Raw genomic sequence first — 14,244 nt, 5'->3', positions numbered from 1 at the left:
AGGCCCCGCGCAATGCGGGGCCTTGTTCATGCATCAGAGCAGTGGTCGTGTGCCGCGCGCTTCGAGGCATAATCGATGGCTGCCCGCGCGCCGACCGGCGCGCCCGAATCCGGACCACCCATGAACGCTTCCGCACCTGCCGCATCCCCGCGCGCCGACGATCTCGACTGGCGCTGGAAATCCTTCGACGCGCTGACGGCGCGTGAAGTCTATTCGATCCTCGACGCGCGCAGCGCCGTGTTCGTCGTCGAGCAGAACTGCGTGTATCGCGACATCGACGATGCGGACCAGGCGGCATGGCACCTGGCTGCGTACGATCCGCAAGGGCGCGTTGCCGGCTACCTGCGCGTGCTGTTGCCGGATGCGCAGAACACCGACGTGCGTATCGGTCGCGTGCTGACGACCGCGCCGTTTCGCGGCGCGGGCCTCGGCAACGCGCTGCTGTCGCGCGCGCTCGAGCATATCCGTGCGCAATGGCCGGACACGCCGGTGAGCCTGCATGCGCAGGCCCACTTGCAGCGTTTCTACGGGGCATTCGGCTTTACGCCGAACTCGGACGTGCACGACGAGGACGGCATCCCGCACGTGTGGATGACCAGCGCGCGCGCCTGACGCGCCAGGCGCCGCGCGGTCAGTGCGCGGTGCGCGTCACCGACGGGCGCTCGGCATGCCGCGCGGCACCCCGCTCGTCGATCAGACGGCCGCGTGCCGACAGCCGCAGCCAGTGCCGCAGCGCGATCAGCGCCCCGATCACGCTCATCATCGAACCGGGAATCCACAGCAGCAGGCCGCCGATCTGCTGGTCGCGCAGCGGGCTCAGCCACGTGAATGCGCGGCCGCAGATCGAGTAGATCGGATACAGCTCGTGCGGCGTGAAGAAGATCAGCGCGCCGAGCGCGATCTGCGGCGGGATCGCCGCGACGACGATCAGGATCCGGCGGCCTGGCGACAGCCGCGCGGGCGGCGCGGGGCGCGGATCCACGACGAGCCACCAGAACAGCAGCCCGTCGACCACCATGCTCCAGTTCATCACGCGATACAGACGCCAGTCGAGCATCGCGACGAAGTGGATCGGCGACAGCAGCCAGAAATAGATCAGCCCGACGAACAGCACGACCGCGACGACCGGATGGAACACCACGTCGAGCGTCGCGCGCACGGGCGCCCATGCGAGCGCGGGGCGCACGAAGCGCTGTCGCCAGCGAAACGGAATGCCCGCGCGGATCGCCGCGCCCGGATAGGACAGCGCGATGAAGAACGGCCCGAGGTGGTGCAGCACGAGGTGCTGCGCGCGGTGCATGAAGAACTCGTGCTCGAAGAAGTAGTCGAGCCGCGTGTGCAGCGCGATGTAGAGCGCCGTCAGCCCGAACCAGAACGAGAACTGCCGCAGCGGCGACACCTTCGCCTTCTTCACGCCGCGTGCGAACAGCACGGCGGCCGTCAATACCGCGATGACCACGGTCGGCGACGGTTCCCACGGATCGAGCCAGTACAGGACGTTCATCGCGCGCGCATTACTTCGCCTGCGCCGGCGACTTCACGGCGAACGGCGTGTCGACCGTTTCGCCGTCGGAGAACTTCAGGCGCAGGTGTACGGTGTCGCCCGGCTTGATCGTGTGCTTCGGCTCCTCGAGCATGAAGTGATAGCCGCCCGGCGCGATGTCGACCTTGCCGCGTGCGGGGATCGTCAGCTTGTCGACCATTTCCATCTTCTGCGTCGAGCCGTTCGATACCGTCTGGTGCAGCATCGCCATCCCGTAGTCGGGGCTGTCGACGTCGACGAGATCGACCGGCTTGTCGCTTGCGTTGACGAGCGTCACGTAGCCGCCCGCGGGCAACTTGTTCGGCAGCCAGCGCACCCACGCATTCTGCGCGGTGATCGCGCCGGCGGCATACGCGTGAGCGCCGGTACACAGTGCGGCGAGGAGGGCGAACGTCTTGAGGGTCGTCTTCATGTCGGAATTCAGGTGGTGGAGGCAGTGTCGATGATCCGGCGCACATCGGCGGCGATGGCGTCGGGCGAATCGCGGTCGGTCGCGAGCAGGCGCGCGCGGCCGTTTGCGTCGAAGATGTAGACGGCCGAGCTGTGCGTGACCTCGTAGCCGCCGGACGGATCGCGTTGTTCCATCTGGTACGCGACGCGATAGCGTTTCGCGAGCGATTCGATCTGGCCGTCGGTGCCGGTCAGCCCGCGTGCGTGTGCGGCGTCGAACGCGGCGACGTACGACTGCATCGCCTGCGGCGTGTCGCGCGCCGGGTCGACCGAGACGAACAGGATGCGCACGTCGTTGGCCTGCGGGCCGAGCTTCGCGAGCACTTCCATCAGCCGCGCCATCGTTTCGGGGCAGACGTCCGGACAGTGCGTGTAGCCGAAGTACACCAGCGCGACGCGGCCGCGAAATGCGTTGGCATGAACGGGCTGGCCGTCGCCGCCGGTCAGCGTGAACGACAGGTCGGGCAGGTGGCCGGTGACGTTGGTCAGGTGCCAGTTCGGCTCGTCGCGCGTGCAGGCGGCAAGCGCGACGGTGGCGGCCAGCGCCGCGGCCGTGCGGATGAAGCGGGCGAAGCGGTTGGGGCGCCGGGGCGGCGCGGAACGGGCAGACGACATCCTGGGGCTCGATCGGATGGAACGGTCGCCGGCCGGCGCGGCGCCATGCGTCGCGCGGCCGGCGGTTGCCGACTGTAGCGCAATTCCCGCGCCTGCGTCCTTTCGAAACCCGTACGGGCCGGCGAGCGGGGCAATATGTCGCAGTTGACGCGGCGAGCGGCGCAGCGCCCGCAATCCGGCGCTTTCGCCCATCTCGGTACGCAGGCGCGGTAAGATGCGCACAATTCCATTCGCGCAGCGGCGTGCCTGCCATTGCAGTGCGCCCTCACACTATCGAATCGATGCAATCCGTTCCGGCTTCCCTGTCCCTGACCGATACCGCGTTCTTCTTCGACTTCGACGGCACGCTCGTCGAGCTGGCTCCGACGCCCGACAGCATCCACGTGCCGCCGTCGCTGCTGACGCTGCTCGACGAACTGCGGCGCCGTTCGCACGGCGCAGTCGCGATCGTGTCCGGTCGCGGTATCGACAACATCGACACGTTCCTCAAGATGCCCGACCTGCCGATCGCCGGCCTGCACGGCGCCGAGCGGCGCGATGCGAACGGCGACACGCAGCGCATCGGCTTCAACGACGAACGGCTGCTGCGCATCGAGCGCGAGCTCGCGGCCGTCGTCGACCATCATCCGGGCATGCTGCTCGAAATCAAGGGCGCGGCCGTCGCGCTGCACTACCGCAATGCGCCCGAGCGCGAGCCGGTCGCGCGTGAAGCGGCCGAGCGCCTCGTTGCCGAATATGCCGATGCGTACGTGCTGCAACCCGGCAAGATGGTGTTCGAGATCAAGCCGAAGGGCGTCGACAAGGGCCGTGCGCTGGCCGCCTTTCTCGACGAGCCGCCGTTCGCGGGCCGCGTGCCGCTGTTCGCGGGCGACGACCTGACCGACGAGAAGGGCTTCGCGGTCGTGAACGCGCGCGGCGGCCTGTCGATCAAGGTCGGTGCGGGCGAGACGTCGGCCCGGACGCGGGTCGACTCGGTCGACGCGCTGCATGCGCAGATCGTGCGCTGGCTCGACGCGGAGCAGCCGGGCGCATGAGCCGACTCATCATCGTTTCAAACCGTGTCGCCCCGATTTCGGAAGGCGAACCGGCGGCGGGTGGCCTTGCGATCGGCGTCTACGACGCGCTGAAGGAGACGGGCGGCATGTGGTTCGGCTGGAGCGGCGAGGTGGTCGCGTCCGGTGCGCCGCAGCCTCAGATCCGCATCGAGGAGCGCGGGCCCGTGACGTTCGCGACCGTCGGTTTGTCGCGCCGCGATTACGACCAGTATTACCGCGGCTTCTCGAACGCGACGCTGTGGCCGGCCTTCCACTATCGCGCGGACCTGATCCAGTACGATCGCCACGAATTCGACGGCTACAGCCGCGTGAACGTCTGGCTCGCGCAGCAGCTCGTGCCGCTGCTGCAGGACGACGACGTGATCTGGGTGCACGACTATCACCTGATCCCGTTCGCGCGTGCGCTGCGCGCCGCCGGCGTGAAGAACCGCATCGGCTTTTTCCTGCATATCCCGTTTCCGGCCGCGCAGGTGCTCGTCAACGTGCCGCCGCATCGGGAGCTCGTCGAATCGCTGTGCGCGTTCGACCTGCTCGGCTTCCAGACCGAGCCCGACCTGCGCGCGTTCTGCGACTACATCGAGTTCGAGGCGGGCGGCGAAGTGGCGCGCGACGGGCGCACGGTGCGCGTGAGCGCGTTCGGCACGACGCTGCGGGCGGCAGCCTATCCGATCGGCGTGTATCCGGACGAGATCGCGTCGCTCGCGCAGGCGGGCGAGCATGGCAAGGCGGTGCGCACGCTGGCGACGTCGCTGCGCGGGCGCCGGCTGATCATGAGCGTCGACCGGCTCGACTATTCGAAGGGGCTCGTCGAGCGGTTCCGCGCGTTCGAAAAGCTGCTGGAACACCAGACGTCGATTCGCAACCGCGTGTCGTTCCTGCAGATCGCGCCATCGACACGCGCCGACCTGCGCGCGTACCAGGACATCCGCCTGCAGCTCGAAGCGGAGTCGGGCCGCATCAACGGCCGCTATGCGGAGCTCGACTGGGCGCCGATCCTCTACATTCACCGCCAGTACGACCGGCAGGTGCTCGCCGCGCTGTACCGGCTGGCGCGCGTGGGCTTCGTCACGCCGTTGCGCGACGGGATGAACCTCGTCGCGAAGGAGTATGTATCTGCGCAGAATCCGGACGATCCGGGCGTGCTGGTGCTGTCGCGCTTCGCGGGTGCCGCGCGCGAGCTCACCGGCGCGCTGATCGTCAATCCGATCGATATTGGCGGAATGGCCGATGCGCTGTCGCAGGCGCTGACGATGCCGCTCGCGGAGCGGCGCACGCGTTACGCGGACATGATCGCGCAGCTGCGCGAGAACAACGTGTCGGTGTGGCGCGACAACTTCCTGCGCGACTTGCAGCGCGTGTAGCCGGCACGCTGCGCGATGCGACGAAAAAAAGCCGCCGTGCTTTGTCGAGCACGGCGGCTTTTTTATCGGACCTGCGCCGCGGCGTCAGGCCGCGCGTTCGCCGGTCGGCGTGGTGCCGTCGGGAGCGTGATGGCGGCCGTGCTGCTTCGCGAGCAGGTCGCGGTACAGGCCCGGACGATTGCGCAGCACGTCGGGGCTGCCGTCGTCGATCACCTTGCCGTTGCTCATCACGATGATCCGGTCGAAGTTGCGCAGCGTCGACAGCCGGTGCGCGATCGCGATCACCGTGCGGCCGACCATCAGGCGGTCGAGCGCGGCCTGGATCGCTTCTTCGGACGCGCTGTCGAGCGCCGACGTGGCTTCGTCGAGCAGCAGGATCGGCGCGTCTTTCAGGATCGCGCGCGCGATCGCGATGCGCTGGCGCTGGCCGCCCGACAGCTTCACGCCGCGGTCGCCGACGATCGTGTCGTAGCCTTCCGGCATCGCTTCGATGAACTCCGAGCAGCGCGCGTCGCGCGCGGCGGCGAGTACTTGCTCGCGGGTCGCGTCGGGGCGGCCGTACGCGATGTTGTCGTAGATCGTCCGGTGCAGCAGCGAGATGTCCTGCGGCACGAGCGCGATCGCGTGGCGCAGGCTGTCCTGCGTGATGGCCTTCACGTCCTGGCCGTCGACCATCACGGCGCCGTCCTGCGTGTCGTAGAAGCGTTGCAGCAGCGCGAGCACGGTCGACTTGCCGGCGCCCGACTTGCCGATCAGGCCGACGCGCTGGCCCGGCTCGATATGCAGCTCGAAGTGATCGAGGATCGCGCGGCGGTGCGGATACGCGAACGTCACGCGTTCGAAATCGACGCGCCCGCCCTTGGCCGACAGCGGCTGCGCATCGGAGCTGTCCGGCATCCCGTGCGGCTCGAGCAGCGTCTTCACGGCTTCGGCGAGGCGCGCCACGTGTTGCGTGACGTCGACCAGCGCGACCGCGAGATCGCGCGTGCCGTGCAGGATCGTGAAGCCGAGCGAGCTCACGAGCACGATGTCGCCGGAGGTTGCGCGGCCCTGGTCCCACAGCCACAGTGCCCAGCCGAGCAGGCCGGCCGACAGCATCGCGGTGATCACCGCGTGCAGCAGCCGCAGCTTCTCGAGATAGAGCAGGCTTTGCTGGCGCGCGTCCATCTCGGCCTTGACCGTCGCGCCGAAGCGCTTCTGTTCGCGCAGCGTCATCCCGAACGCGCGCACGAGGCCCATGTTGCCGATCACGTCGACGAGCTCGCCGTCGACCGCGGCTGCCTTCGACGCGAACGCGTGATGGCGCGCGGAGCCGCGCCCGGCGAGCTTGAACAGCACGATGGCGAGCACGGCCGAACAGCCGAGCAGGCCGGCGGCCATCAGCGGGTTCACGACGATGATCATCAGGATCGCGCCGAGCACCGCGATGCACGGCGGCAGCACGTTCCACGCCATCGTGTTCTCCGACGTATACACGGCGTTCGACGTGGCGGTGATCCGGCTCGCGAGCGTGCCGGGCTGCTTTTCCGAGTAGTAGGTCGGCGAATGGCCGATCAGGTACTGGAACAGGTCGCGCCGCAGGTCGCCGGTGACCGCGACGAAGGTGTGCGCGGCGACCCAGCCGCCGACGCGCCACAGCAGGTTGTCGGCCGCGATCAGCCCGACGAGCAGCGCGAAGGCGCTCCACAGCGGGCCCGGATGATGGCGCCCGGCCGCGAGCACGTCGATCAGGTGCTTGATCGCATATTGCGAGCCGAGCGCGCAGCCGACGGCGGCCAGCACGCTGCAGAGCACGATGAGGTGCGCGACGGGATGCAGGCGGATGTAGCGGAACAGGAACGCGAGCGGCCGATGCGCATAGCTCGACAGCTTCGCGTTATGGGCATTGCGCTGGGCGGGGGTGAGAGATTCCAAAATATGCGTGCGGTGATTCGGTGATTGAGCGTGGCGGCTGGATCGCAGCCGGCAAGCGCTCGGACTGAATAATCCGGCATTGTAAACAAGGCCGTGCATTGCGCTGCGCGAATCTTGCGTCGGCCAGGGGGCGTGCGACCAATTTTGAGATAAAATTCGGCATCCGTCTTGTACGGCGCAATCGCATACCGACAGTGACGAGATGACCCGTAGCGCCAAAAGGGCCTTCCACTCTAGAACGGACACCCAAGTCCGCGGGTTGCAAAGTGTTGCGCCTTTGTAACAAAGTAAAGTGTTTGAAATGTCGCGCGCCGTATCGGGATTAACCCTAGATAATCGGCTCCGGGTTCGATTCCAGGTTTTTTACGAACCCCTGTCAACGGGTCTTCGTTTCAAACGTTCTATGCCTGTCGCGTCGCCGACGCTCCTTGAGCAGCGCGGGTTTCGACGCTCCCGGCAGGCTGATTCGTCCGACGGTCGGACGAAATGCATCCAGCCCGGGACCGCCGGCAGGTTGCCGACCCATACCTGGTTTTTAGCCGATTTTTTAGGAGTTACGCATGCGAATCGCCCAAATCGCTCCGTTGCATGAAGCGGTGCCCCCGAAGCTGTACGGTGGTACCGAGCGAGTGGTGTCTTATCTGACCGAAGCGCTTGTCGAGATGGGGCATGACGTCACGCTCTTCGCGAGCGGCGATTCGCAAACCTCCGCGAAGCTCGAAGCGTGCTGGCCGCAGGCGCTGCGCCTCGACCCGACGATCCGCGACGTGATGGCCCCGCACATGCTGCTCCTCGAGCAGGTGCGCCGCCGCGCGGAAGAGTTCGACGTCCTGCACTGCCATATCGACTACTACCCGTTCTCGCTGTTCTCGCGCCAGCCGGTCCCGCATCTGACGACGATGCACGGCCGTCTCGACCTGCCGGAACTGCAGCCGATCTTCAACGCATTCAGCGACGTGCCGGTCGTGTCGATCTCCGACAACCAGCGCATCCCGCTGCCGCAGGCGAACTGGCTGTCGACCGTCTACCACGGCCTGCCGGAAAACCTGCTGACGCCGATCCCGAACGTGAAGCCGAGCTACCTCGCGTTCCTCGGCCGGATCTCGCCGGAAAAGCGCGTCGACACGGCCATCCGTATCGCCGAGCAGGCCGGCCTGCCGATCAAGATCGCCGCGAAGCTCGACAAGGCCGACCGCGCGTACTACGAAGAGAAGATCAAGCCGCTGTTCGCGCTGCCGCACGTCGAGTACATCGGCGAAATCAGCGAGTCGGAAAAGACCGAATTCCTGGGCAACGCGCATGCGCTGCTGTTCCCGATCGACTGGCCGGAGCCTTTCGGCCTGGTGATGATCGAAGCGATGGCGTGCGGCACGCCGGTGATCGCGTTCAAGCGCGGCTCGGTGCCGGAAGTGATCGAAAACGGCGTGTCGGGCTTCGTCGTCGAGGACGAACTGTCGGCCGTCGCCGCGCTCAAGCGTCTCGACACGCTGCCGCGCGAGCAGGTCCGTGCCGCGTTCGAAGCACGCTTCTCGTCGAAGGTGATGGCGCAGAACTACGTGAAGAGCTACGAGGAACTGCTGCGCCAGAAGCGCCGCACGGTGCTGCGCGAAGTCAACGCAAGCTGATGCCGGGTGGCCGGCCGCGCTGCGCGCCGACGCCCTCATCGACGCCCCGTCCGGGTCCCCGGCGGGGCGTTGTCACATCTGCGGCGCGGATCTGTTGTATTCTCGCCGCGCCCGACGCCGCGAACGACCCCGTAAGCGGTCCGGCACGCCATTCGGGCATCTGTCCAGACGGTAATGTCCCTATAATGGCCGTGCCGTGAAATCCGGCCCCGCACGATCATCGAGAGGAGAGCAGTCTTGGCGAGAACGAAAACCACGCGCGCAGCGCCGGCCCCCGGCGCCGGTGTGATCTTCGCGTTGCGCGCGATCGGTCTCGTGCTGTTCGCGCGCTGGCTGTTCTCGATGTCCCAGATGGGTTATCGCTCATCGCTGTCGGCGATGGTGTCGTCGCCCTGGGCGTTCGTCTACCTCGTTCTGATCTTCCTGCTGCTCGCGCTGCCCGGCGCCGCCGCGCGCGCCGAGCGGCCGTTCCATCCGCTGCCGCAGTGGCTGCGCCAGGCGCTGCGCGTCTTCGCGCTGATCGGTTTCCTGTTTGCCGTGTGGTCGATCGGCGCGTTCGCGTGGGCGGCCGGCTGGCGCCGCGCGCTGCACGCGGTGACGGCGACCAACGGCTGGCTCGTCGCCGCGCCCGCGCTCTATGCGGCGATCGTATGGATGTGCCGCCCGCGGCCGCTGTGGCGCACCAACGTGGCCGCGCGCCGCTTCGCGGTCGGCCGCTACGCGATTTCGCTCGACACGCTCACGCGTACCGCGATCGTCTGGATGGAAAGTCGCAAGGTCGGCCAATACGACGCACGCGAGCTGTCGGTGCGCTGGCCCGGCCGCGTCGCGCCGGCCGCGGGCGACGGCGAGGGTGCCCAGCCGGCGGTCGTGCCGCCGCGTCGCGCGAGCCTGTTCCGGCGGCCGAAGGTCGAGCTGCTGTGGGATTCGCCGGCGGCCGTCGGCCATAACCGGCAGATCGTGATGCGCACGTCCGTCGCGACCGAAGGCGACCGCGTCGCGGTGCTCGCGCTCGACGCCGCGCTCAAGCAGATCGTCTGACACGGCCTGCGCGGCGCGTGGGCGACAAGGAGGCGCAATGATCGTCCGTTGGTTGCTGGCAGCCGTTCATCTGATGGCGTTCGGCGTCGCGTTCGCCGCGATCGCGGCGCGTAATCGTGCGCTGCGCCGGGTCGTCGCGTCGGTGCAGGCCGCCGACCTGCCGGCCATCTTCAAGGCCGATGCCGTTTGGGGATTGTCCGCGCTGGTGCTGATCGCGACGGGGCTCACGCGCGCGTTCGGCGGCTTCGAGAAAGGCGCCGCGTACTATCTTCACGAGCCGCTTTTCCACCTCAAGATGACCGCGCTCGTGCTGATCCTGCTGCTCGAGATCGTGCCGATGCTCGGGCTGATTCGCTGGCGCGTGGCCGCGCGGCGGCAGCAGATGCCCGATCTCGGCCGCGCGCCGACCTATGTGCGCATCGGCCATTGGCAGGCCCTGCTGATCATGGTCATCGTGTTCGCCGCAGCGGGGATGGCGCGCGGGATCGGAGCAGGCGCATAGGACCGGGCGGATAGACGTTGCCGGCCGGACCCGACACCGGCCGCGGGCTGCCGGCCGCCGCTTTTCCCCGGCATTGGCGCCCGATGCCGGCCGATATGCGCGGGCATCCGCGCATCGGTGGATGACCGGGCGGCCCGCCGCCCGGCGCGTCCCGCGCTCAGCGCACGAGGCAGGGGCGCTTATTGTTGAACGTCCACCCCGGAATCAGATACTGCATCGCCGCCGCGTCGTCGCGGGCGCCGAGCCCGTGCTGCTTGTACAGCTCGTGCGCGCGCGCGACCGCATCCATGTCGAGGTCGACGCCGAGGCCCGGCCGCTTCGGCACCTCCACCAGCCCGTTCTCGATCTTCAGCGGCTCGCGCGTGAGCCCTTCGCCGTCCTGCCAGATCCAGTGCGTATCGATCGCGGTAACCTGACCGGGCGCCGCGGCGGCAACGTGCGTGAACATCGCGAGCGACACGTCGAAGTGATTGTTCGAGTGCGAACCCCACGTGAGACCCCAGTCGCGGCACATCTGCGCGACGCGCACCGAGCCCTGCATCGTCCAGAAGTGCGGGTCGGCGAGCGGGATGTCGACGGCCTGCAGCTGCACTGCGTGGCCCATCTGCCGCCAGTCGGTCGCGATCATGTTGGTAGCCGTCGGCAGCCCGGTCGCGCGGCGGAATTCGGCCATCACTTCGCGGCCCGAGTAGCCGTTTTCCGCGCCGCACGGGTCTTCCGCGTAAGCGAGCACGTGGTGCAGGTCGCGGCACAGCCGCACCGCTTCGTCGAGCGACCATGCGCCGTTCGGATCGAGGGTCACGCGGGCCGCCGGGAAGCGCTCCGCCAGCGCCGTCACGGCCTCGACCTCGCGCGCGCCTTCGAACACGCCGCCCTTCAGCTTGAAGTCGTTGAACCCGTAGCGCGCATGCGCGGCTTCGGCGAGACGCACGACTTCCTCCGGCGTGAGCGCGGCTTCGTCGCGCACGCGCGTCCAGTCGTCGGTCGCGCCGCGGCCGTCGCGATAGGGCAGCGCGGTCCTGGTGCGATCGCCGACGTAGAACAGGTAGCCGAGCATTTCGACGTGCTCGCGCTGTTGCCCCTCGCCGAGCAGCGCGGCGACGGGCACGCCGAGGTGCTGGCCGAGCAGGTCGAGCAGCGCGGCCTCGAGCGCGGTGACCGCGTGGATCGTGGTGCGCAGGTCGAAGGTCTGCAGCCCGCGGCCGCTCGCGTCGCGGTCGGCGAAGGTGCGCCGCACGTCGTTGAGCACCGCATGGTAGTTGCCGACCGGCTGGCCGACGACGAGCGCGCGCGCATCGTCGAGCGTGCGGCGGATGCTTTCGCCGCCCGGCACCTCGCCGACGCCGGTCCGGCCCGCGCTGTCCTTCAGGATCACGAGGTTGCGGGTGAAGAACGGGCCGTGCGCGCCGCTCAGGTTGAGCAGCATGCTGTCGTGACCGGCGACGGGGATGGCTTGCAGGTCGACGATGCGCGGCGTGTCGTGGGAGGTCGGGGCGTTGACGGCGTTCATGGCGGCGATGGCAAAAGAGTGGGCAATGCCGTGCGGCAAAATCTTTGCCGCGCGCGGCGGGAGGTGCGATCATTCGACAACCGACGTGCGCGGCGCGCAAGCCCCGCATGTCGACGGCAACCCGAAAGGGGAGAGCGACCCGCTCGATGCCGGTGGCGCGACGGATCGGAGCCACGCGCGAATGCGAGCGCTTCGATCGACCGCGACACCGGGGCCGGCAGCCGCGCACGGGCGCGAACGCCGGCCGATCGTGAGCACGGGATCCGGCTGGCGCTTGCGCCGGACCGGGTCACAGGAGATCCGTGCCTCGATCATCAGTCGTCGGATGACTTGTGACGCAGTATAATGAATCATCGGCGTTCGCTCAAACCCCACGTAAACCCTCGGCTCACATTACTACGATATTCAAAGGAACCGGCCTCATGTCCGTGCCCACGCTTCCCGCAGCGCCGCGCCGTCGCGCACGCAGCCTCGCACAAGATGTCGTCGACGCGCTGACCGCGCAGATCGAAAACGGCACGCTGCGCCCCGGCGACAAGCTGCCGACCGAGACCGAAGTCATGGCGGCGCAGGGCGTCAGCCGCACGGTCGTGCGCGAAGCAATCTCGCGGATGCAGGCGAGCGGCCTCATCGAGACGCGCCACGGCATCGGCAGCTTCGTGCTGGAGCCGTCGCGTCGCCAGACGCTCGGCATCGACCCCGCGACCATCACGACGCTGCGCGACGTGCTCGCGGTGCTGGAACTGCGCATCAGCCTCGAAAGCGAATGCGCGAGCCTCGCCGCGCAGCGCGCGAACGACACCGACCTGGCCGCATTGCGGCGCGCGCTCGACGCGATCGCGTCGGGAGCCGGCGGCGGCCGCGACACGGCCCAACTCGACTTCCAGTTCCACCTGCAGATCGCGCAGTCCACCGGCAACCGCTATTTCGTCGACATCATGACGCAGCTCGGCGCGTCGATCATTCCGCGCACGCGCGTGAATTCGGCGCGCTTCGCCGGCGACGACCTCGAGCGCTATGTTGGCCGGCTCAATCACGAGCACGAGGACATCTACGAGGCGATCGCGCGTCACGATCCGGAAGCCGCGCGCGCCGCGATGCGCACGCACCTGACCAACAGCCGCGAGCGGCTGCGCCGCGCGCACGAAGCGGCCGAGGCGGAGCGCGACACGCAGGCCAGCTGACCGGAACACCAGCCGACCGGAGCGCCTGGCCGTCGGCACGGCCCGCGCCATCGCGCGAGGCCGTGCCGGATCGCGCCGTAACATCTGACATCGTACGAGATTGCTGCCGATCCAATCGCAGCCGGCAGGGTGTTGCGCCCATTCCCGCAGCGTGCGGGAAGTGGCCGGGCGGTGCTGCCGCCGCGGCCCGCACCGGCGGCCCGGTTCCCCGGGCCGCCGGTTCTGCTCGATCAACCCCCCTTCGTCACGATCGTCTTCCACGCGCCGCTCTTGACCTGGTAGAGCGTGGACATCCCGCTCTTCAGCGAGCCGTCGTTCGCGAACGAGATGCGGCCGGTGACGCCTTCGAAGTCGATCTTCTTCAGCGCCGGGCGATAGACCTTCGGATCGGTCGAGTTGGCCGCCTGCATCGCCTTGATCGCGGCCCACGCGGCGTCGTAGCCGAACTGCGCGTACGACAGCACGTCGACGCCGAAGCGCTTCTTGAAGCGCTGCTCGAAATCCTTGCCCTGCGGCAGTTCGTCGAGCGGACGCCCGTATTCCCACGCCATCGCGCCTTCCGCGGCCGGGCCGGCGATCTTGATGAACTCGTTGTCCTTCACGCCGCCGCCGCCGACGAACTGTGCGTTCAGCCCGAGCTGGCGCATCTGCTTGATGAAGTTCGCGGCAAGCGAATCGAGCCCGCCGAAGAAGATCAGGTCGGGGTTCTTGCCTTTCAGGCTCGTGATCTGCGCGCGGAAGTCGACCGCCTGGTTGCTGGTGAACTCGCGGCCGATGATGTTGCCGCCCGCCGCCTTCACTGCCTTCTCGAACTCGTCGGCCTCGCCCTGGCCGAACGCGGTGCGATCGTCGATGATCGCGATGCGCTTCGCCTTGGTCACGTCCACCGCGTACTTGCCTGCGTTGCCCGCGTTCTGGCCGTCGGTCGCGATCACCATGAACATGTTCGCGAGCCCGCGCGACGTGAGCGTCGGGTTGGTGGCGGCCGGGTCGATCACCGGAATGCCGGCCTTGTCGTAGACCACCGACGCCGGAATCGTCGTGCCCGAGTTGAAGTGGCCGACCACCACCGACACGTTCTGGTCGACGAGCGCCTGCGCGGCCTGCACGCCGATCCGCGGGTCGGCCTGGTCGTCCTGCACGACGAGGTTGAAATGCGCGGGCTTGCCGGCGATCTGCACCTTCTGCGCGGCGGCATCGTCGAGCGCGAGCTGCACGCCGTTCTGCAGATCCTTGCCGTAGCCGGCGTTCACGCCGGTGAGCGGCGCGGCGAAGCCGACTTTCACGTCGGTCGCGTCGGCGGCCTGGGCGGCCTGTTGCGAGAGGAGGGCCACTGCGGATACGACCGATACCGACAACAGGGAATGACGGAATTTCATGTGCGTTCCTCTTGTTCTACACCAGCGGGTGGGTACCGCACGCGGCCGGCAGGCCGGACACGTGC

Annotated in this window: 13 protein-coding genes; 7 read left to right on the top strand and 6 right to left on the bottom strand. The window is 68.1% G+C overall.

Going from position 1 to position 14,244, the window contains the following annotated elements:
* Nucleotides 1–120: 120 nt before the first annotated feature.
* Complete coding sequence (locus O1Q03_RS13915; RefSeq protein ID WP_269504138.1) at nt 121–612, top strand: GNAT family N-acetyltransferase; 492 nt, start codon at nt 121–123, stop codon at nt 610–612.
* A gap of 19 nt (nt 613–631) precedes the next feature.
* On the opposite strand, the gene O1Q03_RS13910 is transcribed toward O1Q03_RS13915, so the two are convergent.
* From O1Q03_RS13910 to O1Q03_RS13900, 3 genes are read right to left on the bottom strand one after another with little or no spacing between them, the layout of a single operon-like run.
* Entirely contained in the window at nt 632–1,504 is an 873-nt protein-coding gene (locus O1Q03_RS13910; protein WP_269504137.1) for a cytochrome c oxidase assembly protein, read from the bottom strand.
* 10 nt (nt 1,505–1,514) lie between these two features.
* On the bottom strand, nt 1,515–1,955 hold the full coding sequence (locus tag O1Q03_RS13905; protein WP_269504136.1) for a copper chaperone PCu(A)C: 441 nt from the start codon (nt 1,953–1,955) through the stop codon (nt 1,515–1,517).
* An 8-nt stretch (nt 1,956–1,963) separates the two neighbouring features.
* On the bottom strand, nt 1,964–2,608 hold the full coding sequence (locus O1Q03_RS13900) for an SCO family protein (RefSeq protein ID WP_269504134.1): 645 nt from the start codon (nt 2,606–2,608) through the stop codon (nt 1,964–1,966).
* A 281-nt stretch (nt 2,609–2,889) separates the two neighbouring features.
* Between O1Q03_RS13900 and otsB the strand changes: the two genes are divergently transcribed.
* Together otsB and otsA are read left to right on the top strand one after the other, a co-directional pair.
* A complete protein-coding gene (gene otsB / locus O1Q03_RS13895; RefSeq protein WP_269504133.1) occupies nt 2,890–3,642 on the top strand; it encodes a trehalose-phosphatase in 753 nt (250 codons plus the stop codon).
* Nucleotides 3,639–5,024, top strand: coding sequence for an alpha,alpha-trehalose-phosphate synthase (UDP-forming) (gene otsA / locus O1Q03_RS13890; protein ID WP_269504132.1), 1,386 nt, complete (start codon nt 3,639–3,641; stop codon nt 5,022–5,024). The genes otsB and otsA overlap by 4 nt, the downstream gene beginning before the upstream one ends.
* A gap of 84 nt (nt 5,025–5,108) precedes the next feature.
* Here the strand turns inward: otsA and O1Q03_RS13885 are convergent, their stop codons facing one another.
* Nucleotides 5,109–6,938 carry an ABC transporter ATP-binding protein gene (locus O1Q03_RS13885; protein WP_269504131.1) on the bottom strand — a complete coding sequence of 610 codons (1,830 nt, stop codon included), beginning with the start codon at nt 6,936–6,938 and terminating at the stop codon, nt 5,109–5,111.
* Nucleotides 6,939–7,498: 560 nt separating this feature from the next.
* On the opposite strand from O1Q03_RS13885, the gene O1Q03_RS13880 reads away from it, so the two are divergent.
* The 3 genes from O1Q03_RS13880 (at nt 7,499) to O1Q03_RS13870 (ending at nt 10,106) form a co-directional block, all read left to right on the top strand.
* The gene (locus O1Q03_RS13880) at nt 7,499–8,563 is read left to right on the top strand and encodes a glycosyltransferase family 4 protein (RefSeq protein ID WP_269504130.1); all 1,065 of its coding nucleotides are present in this window, start codon (nt 7,499–7,501) and stop codon (nt 8,561–8,563) included.
* A 237-nt stretch (nt 8,564–8,800) separates the two neighbouring features.
* Nucleotides 8,801–9,604, top strand: a complete 804-nt coding sequence (locus O1Q03_RS13875; RefSeq protein ID WP_269504129.1) for a hypothetical protein — start codon at nt 8,801–8,803, stop codon at nt 9,602–9,604.
* A gap of 37 nt (nt 9,605–9,641) precedes the next feature.
* Nucleotides 9,642–10,106 carry a DUF2214 family protein gene (locus tag O1Q03_RS13870; RefSeq protein WP_269504128.1) on the top strand — a complete coding sequence of 155 codons (465 nt, stop codon included), beginning with the start codon at nt 9,642–9,644 and terminating at the stop codon, nt 10,104–10,106.
* A 157-nt stretch (nt 10,107–10,263) separates the two neighbouring features.
* On the opposite strand, the gene gudD is transcribed toward O1Q03_RS13870, so the two are convergent.
* Nucleotides 10,264–11,616: a glucarate dehydratase gene (gene gudD, locus O1Q03_RS13865; RefSeq protein ID WP_269504126.1), complete on the bottom strand. Its 1,353-nt coding sequence runs from the start codon at nt 11,614–11,616 to the stop codon at nt 10,264–10,266.
* A gap of 422 nt (nt 11,617–12,038) precedes the next feature.
* Here gudD and O1Q03_RS13860 point away from each other — a divergent pair, with 422 nt between their 5' ends.
* Entirely contained in the window at nt 12,039–12,800 is a 762-nt protein-coding gene (locus O1Q03_RS13860; RefSeq protein ID WP_040143793.1) for a FadR/GntR family transcriptional regulator, read from the top strand.
* Nucleotides 12,801–13,030: 230 nt separating this feature from the next.
* Here O1Q03_RS13860 and O1Q03_RS13855 read toward each other — a convergent pair whose 3' ends face one another.
* Nucleotides 13,031–14,179 (bottom strand): branched-chain amino acid ABC transporter substrate-binding protein, encoded by a 1,149-nt coding sequence (locus O1Q03_RS13855; protein WP_269504121.1) that lies wholly within the window; start codon nt 14,177–14,179, stop codon nt 13,031–13,033.
* Between the last annotated feature and the right edge of the window lie 65 nt (nt 14,180–14,244).

Origin of the sequence: Burkholderia sp. IMCC1007, assembly GCF_027257875.1 — a bacterium.
Taxonomy (GTDB): Bacteria; Pseudomonadota; Gammaproteobacteria; order Burkholderiales; family Burkholderiaceae; genus Burkholderia.
This window is presented reverse-complemented; position numbering and strand designations above follow the sequence as displayed.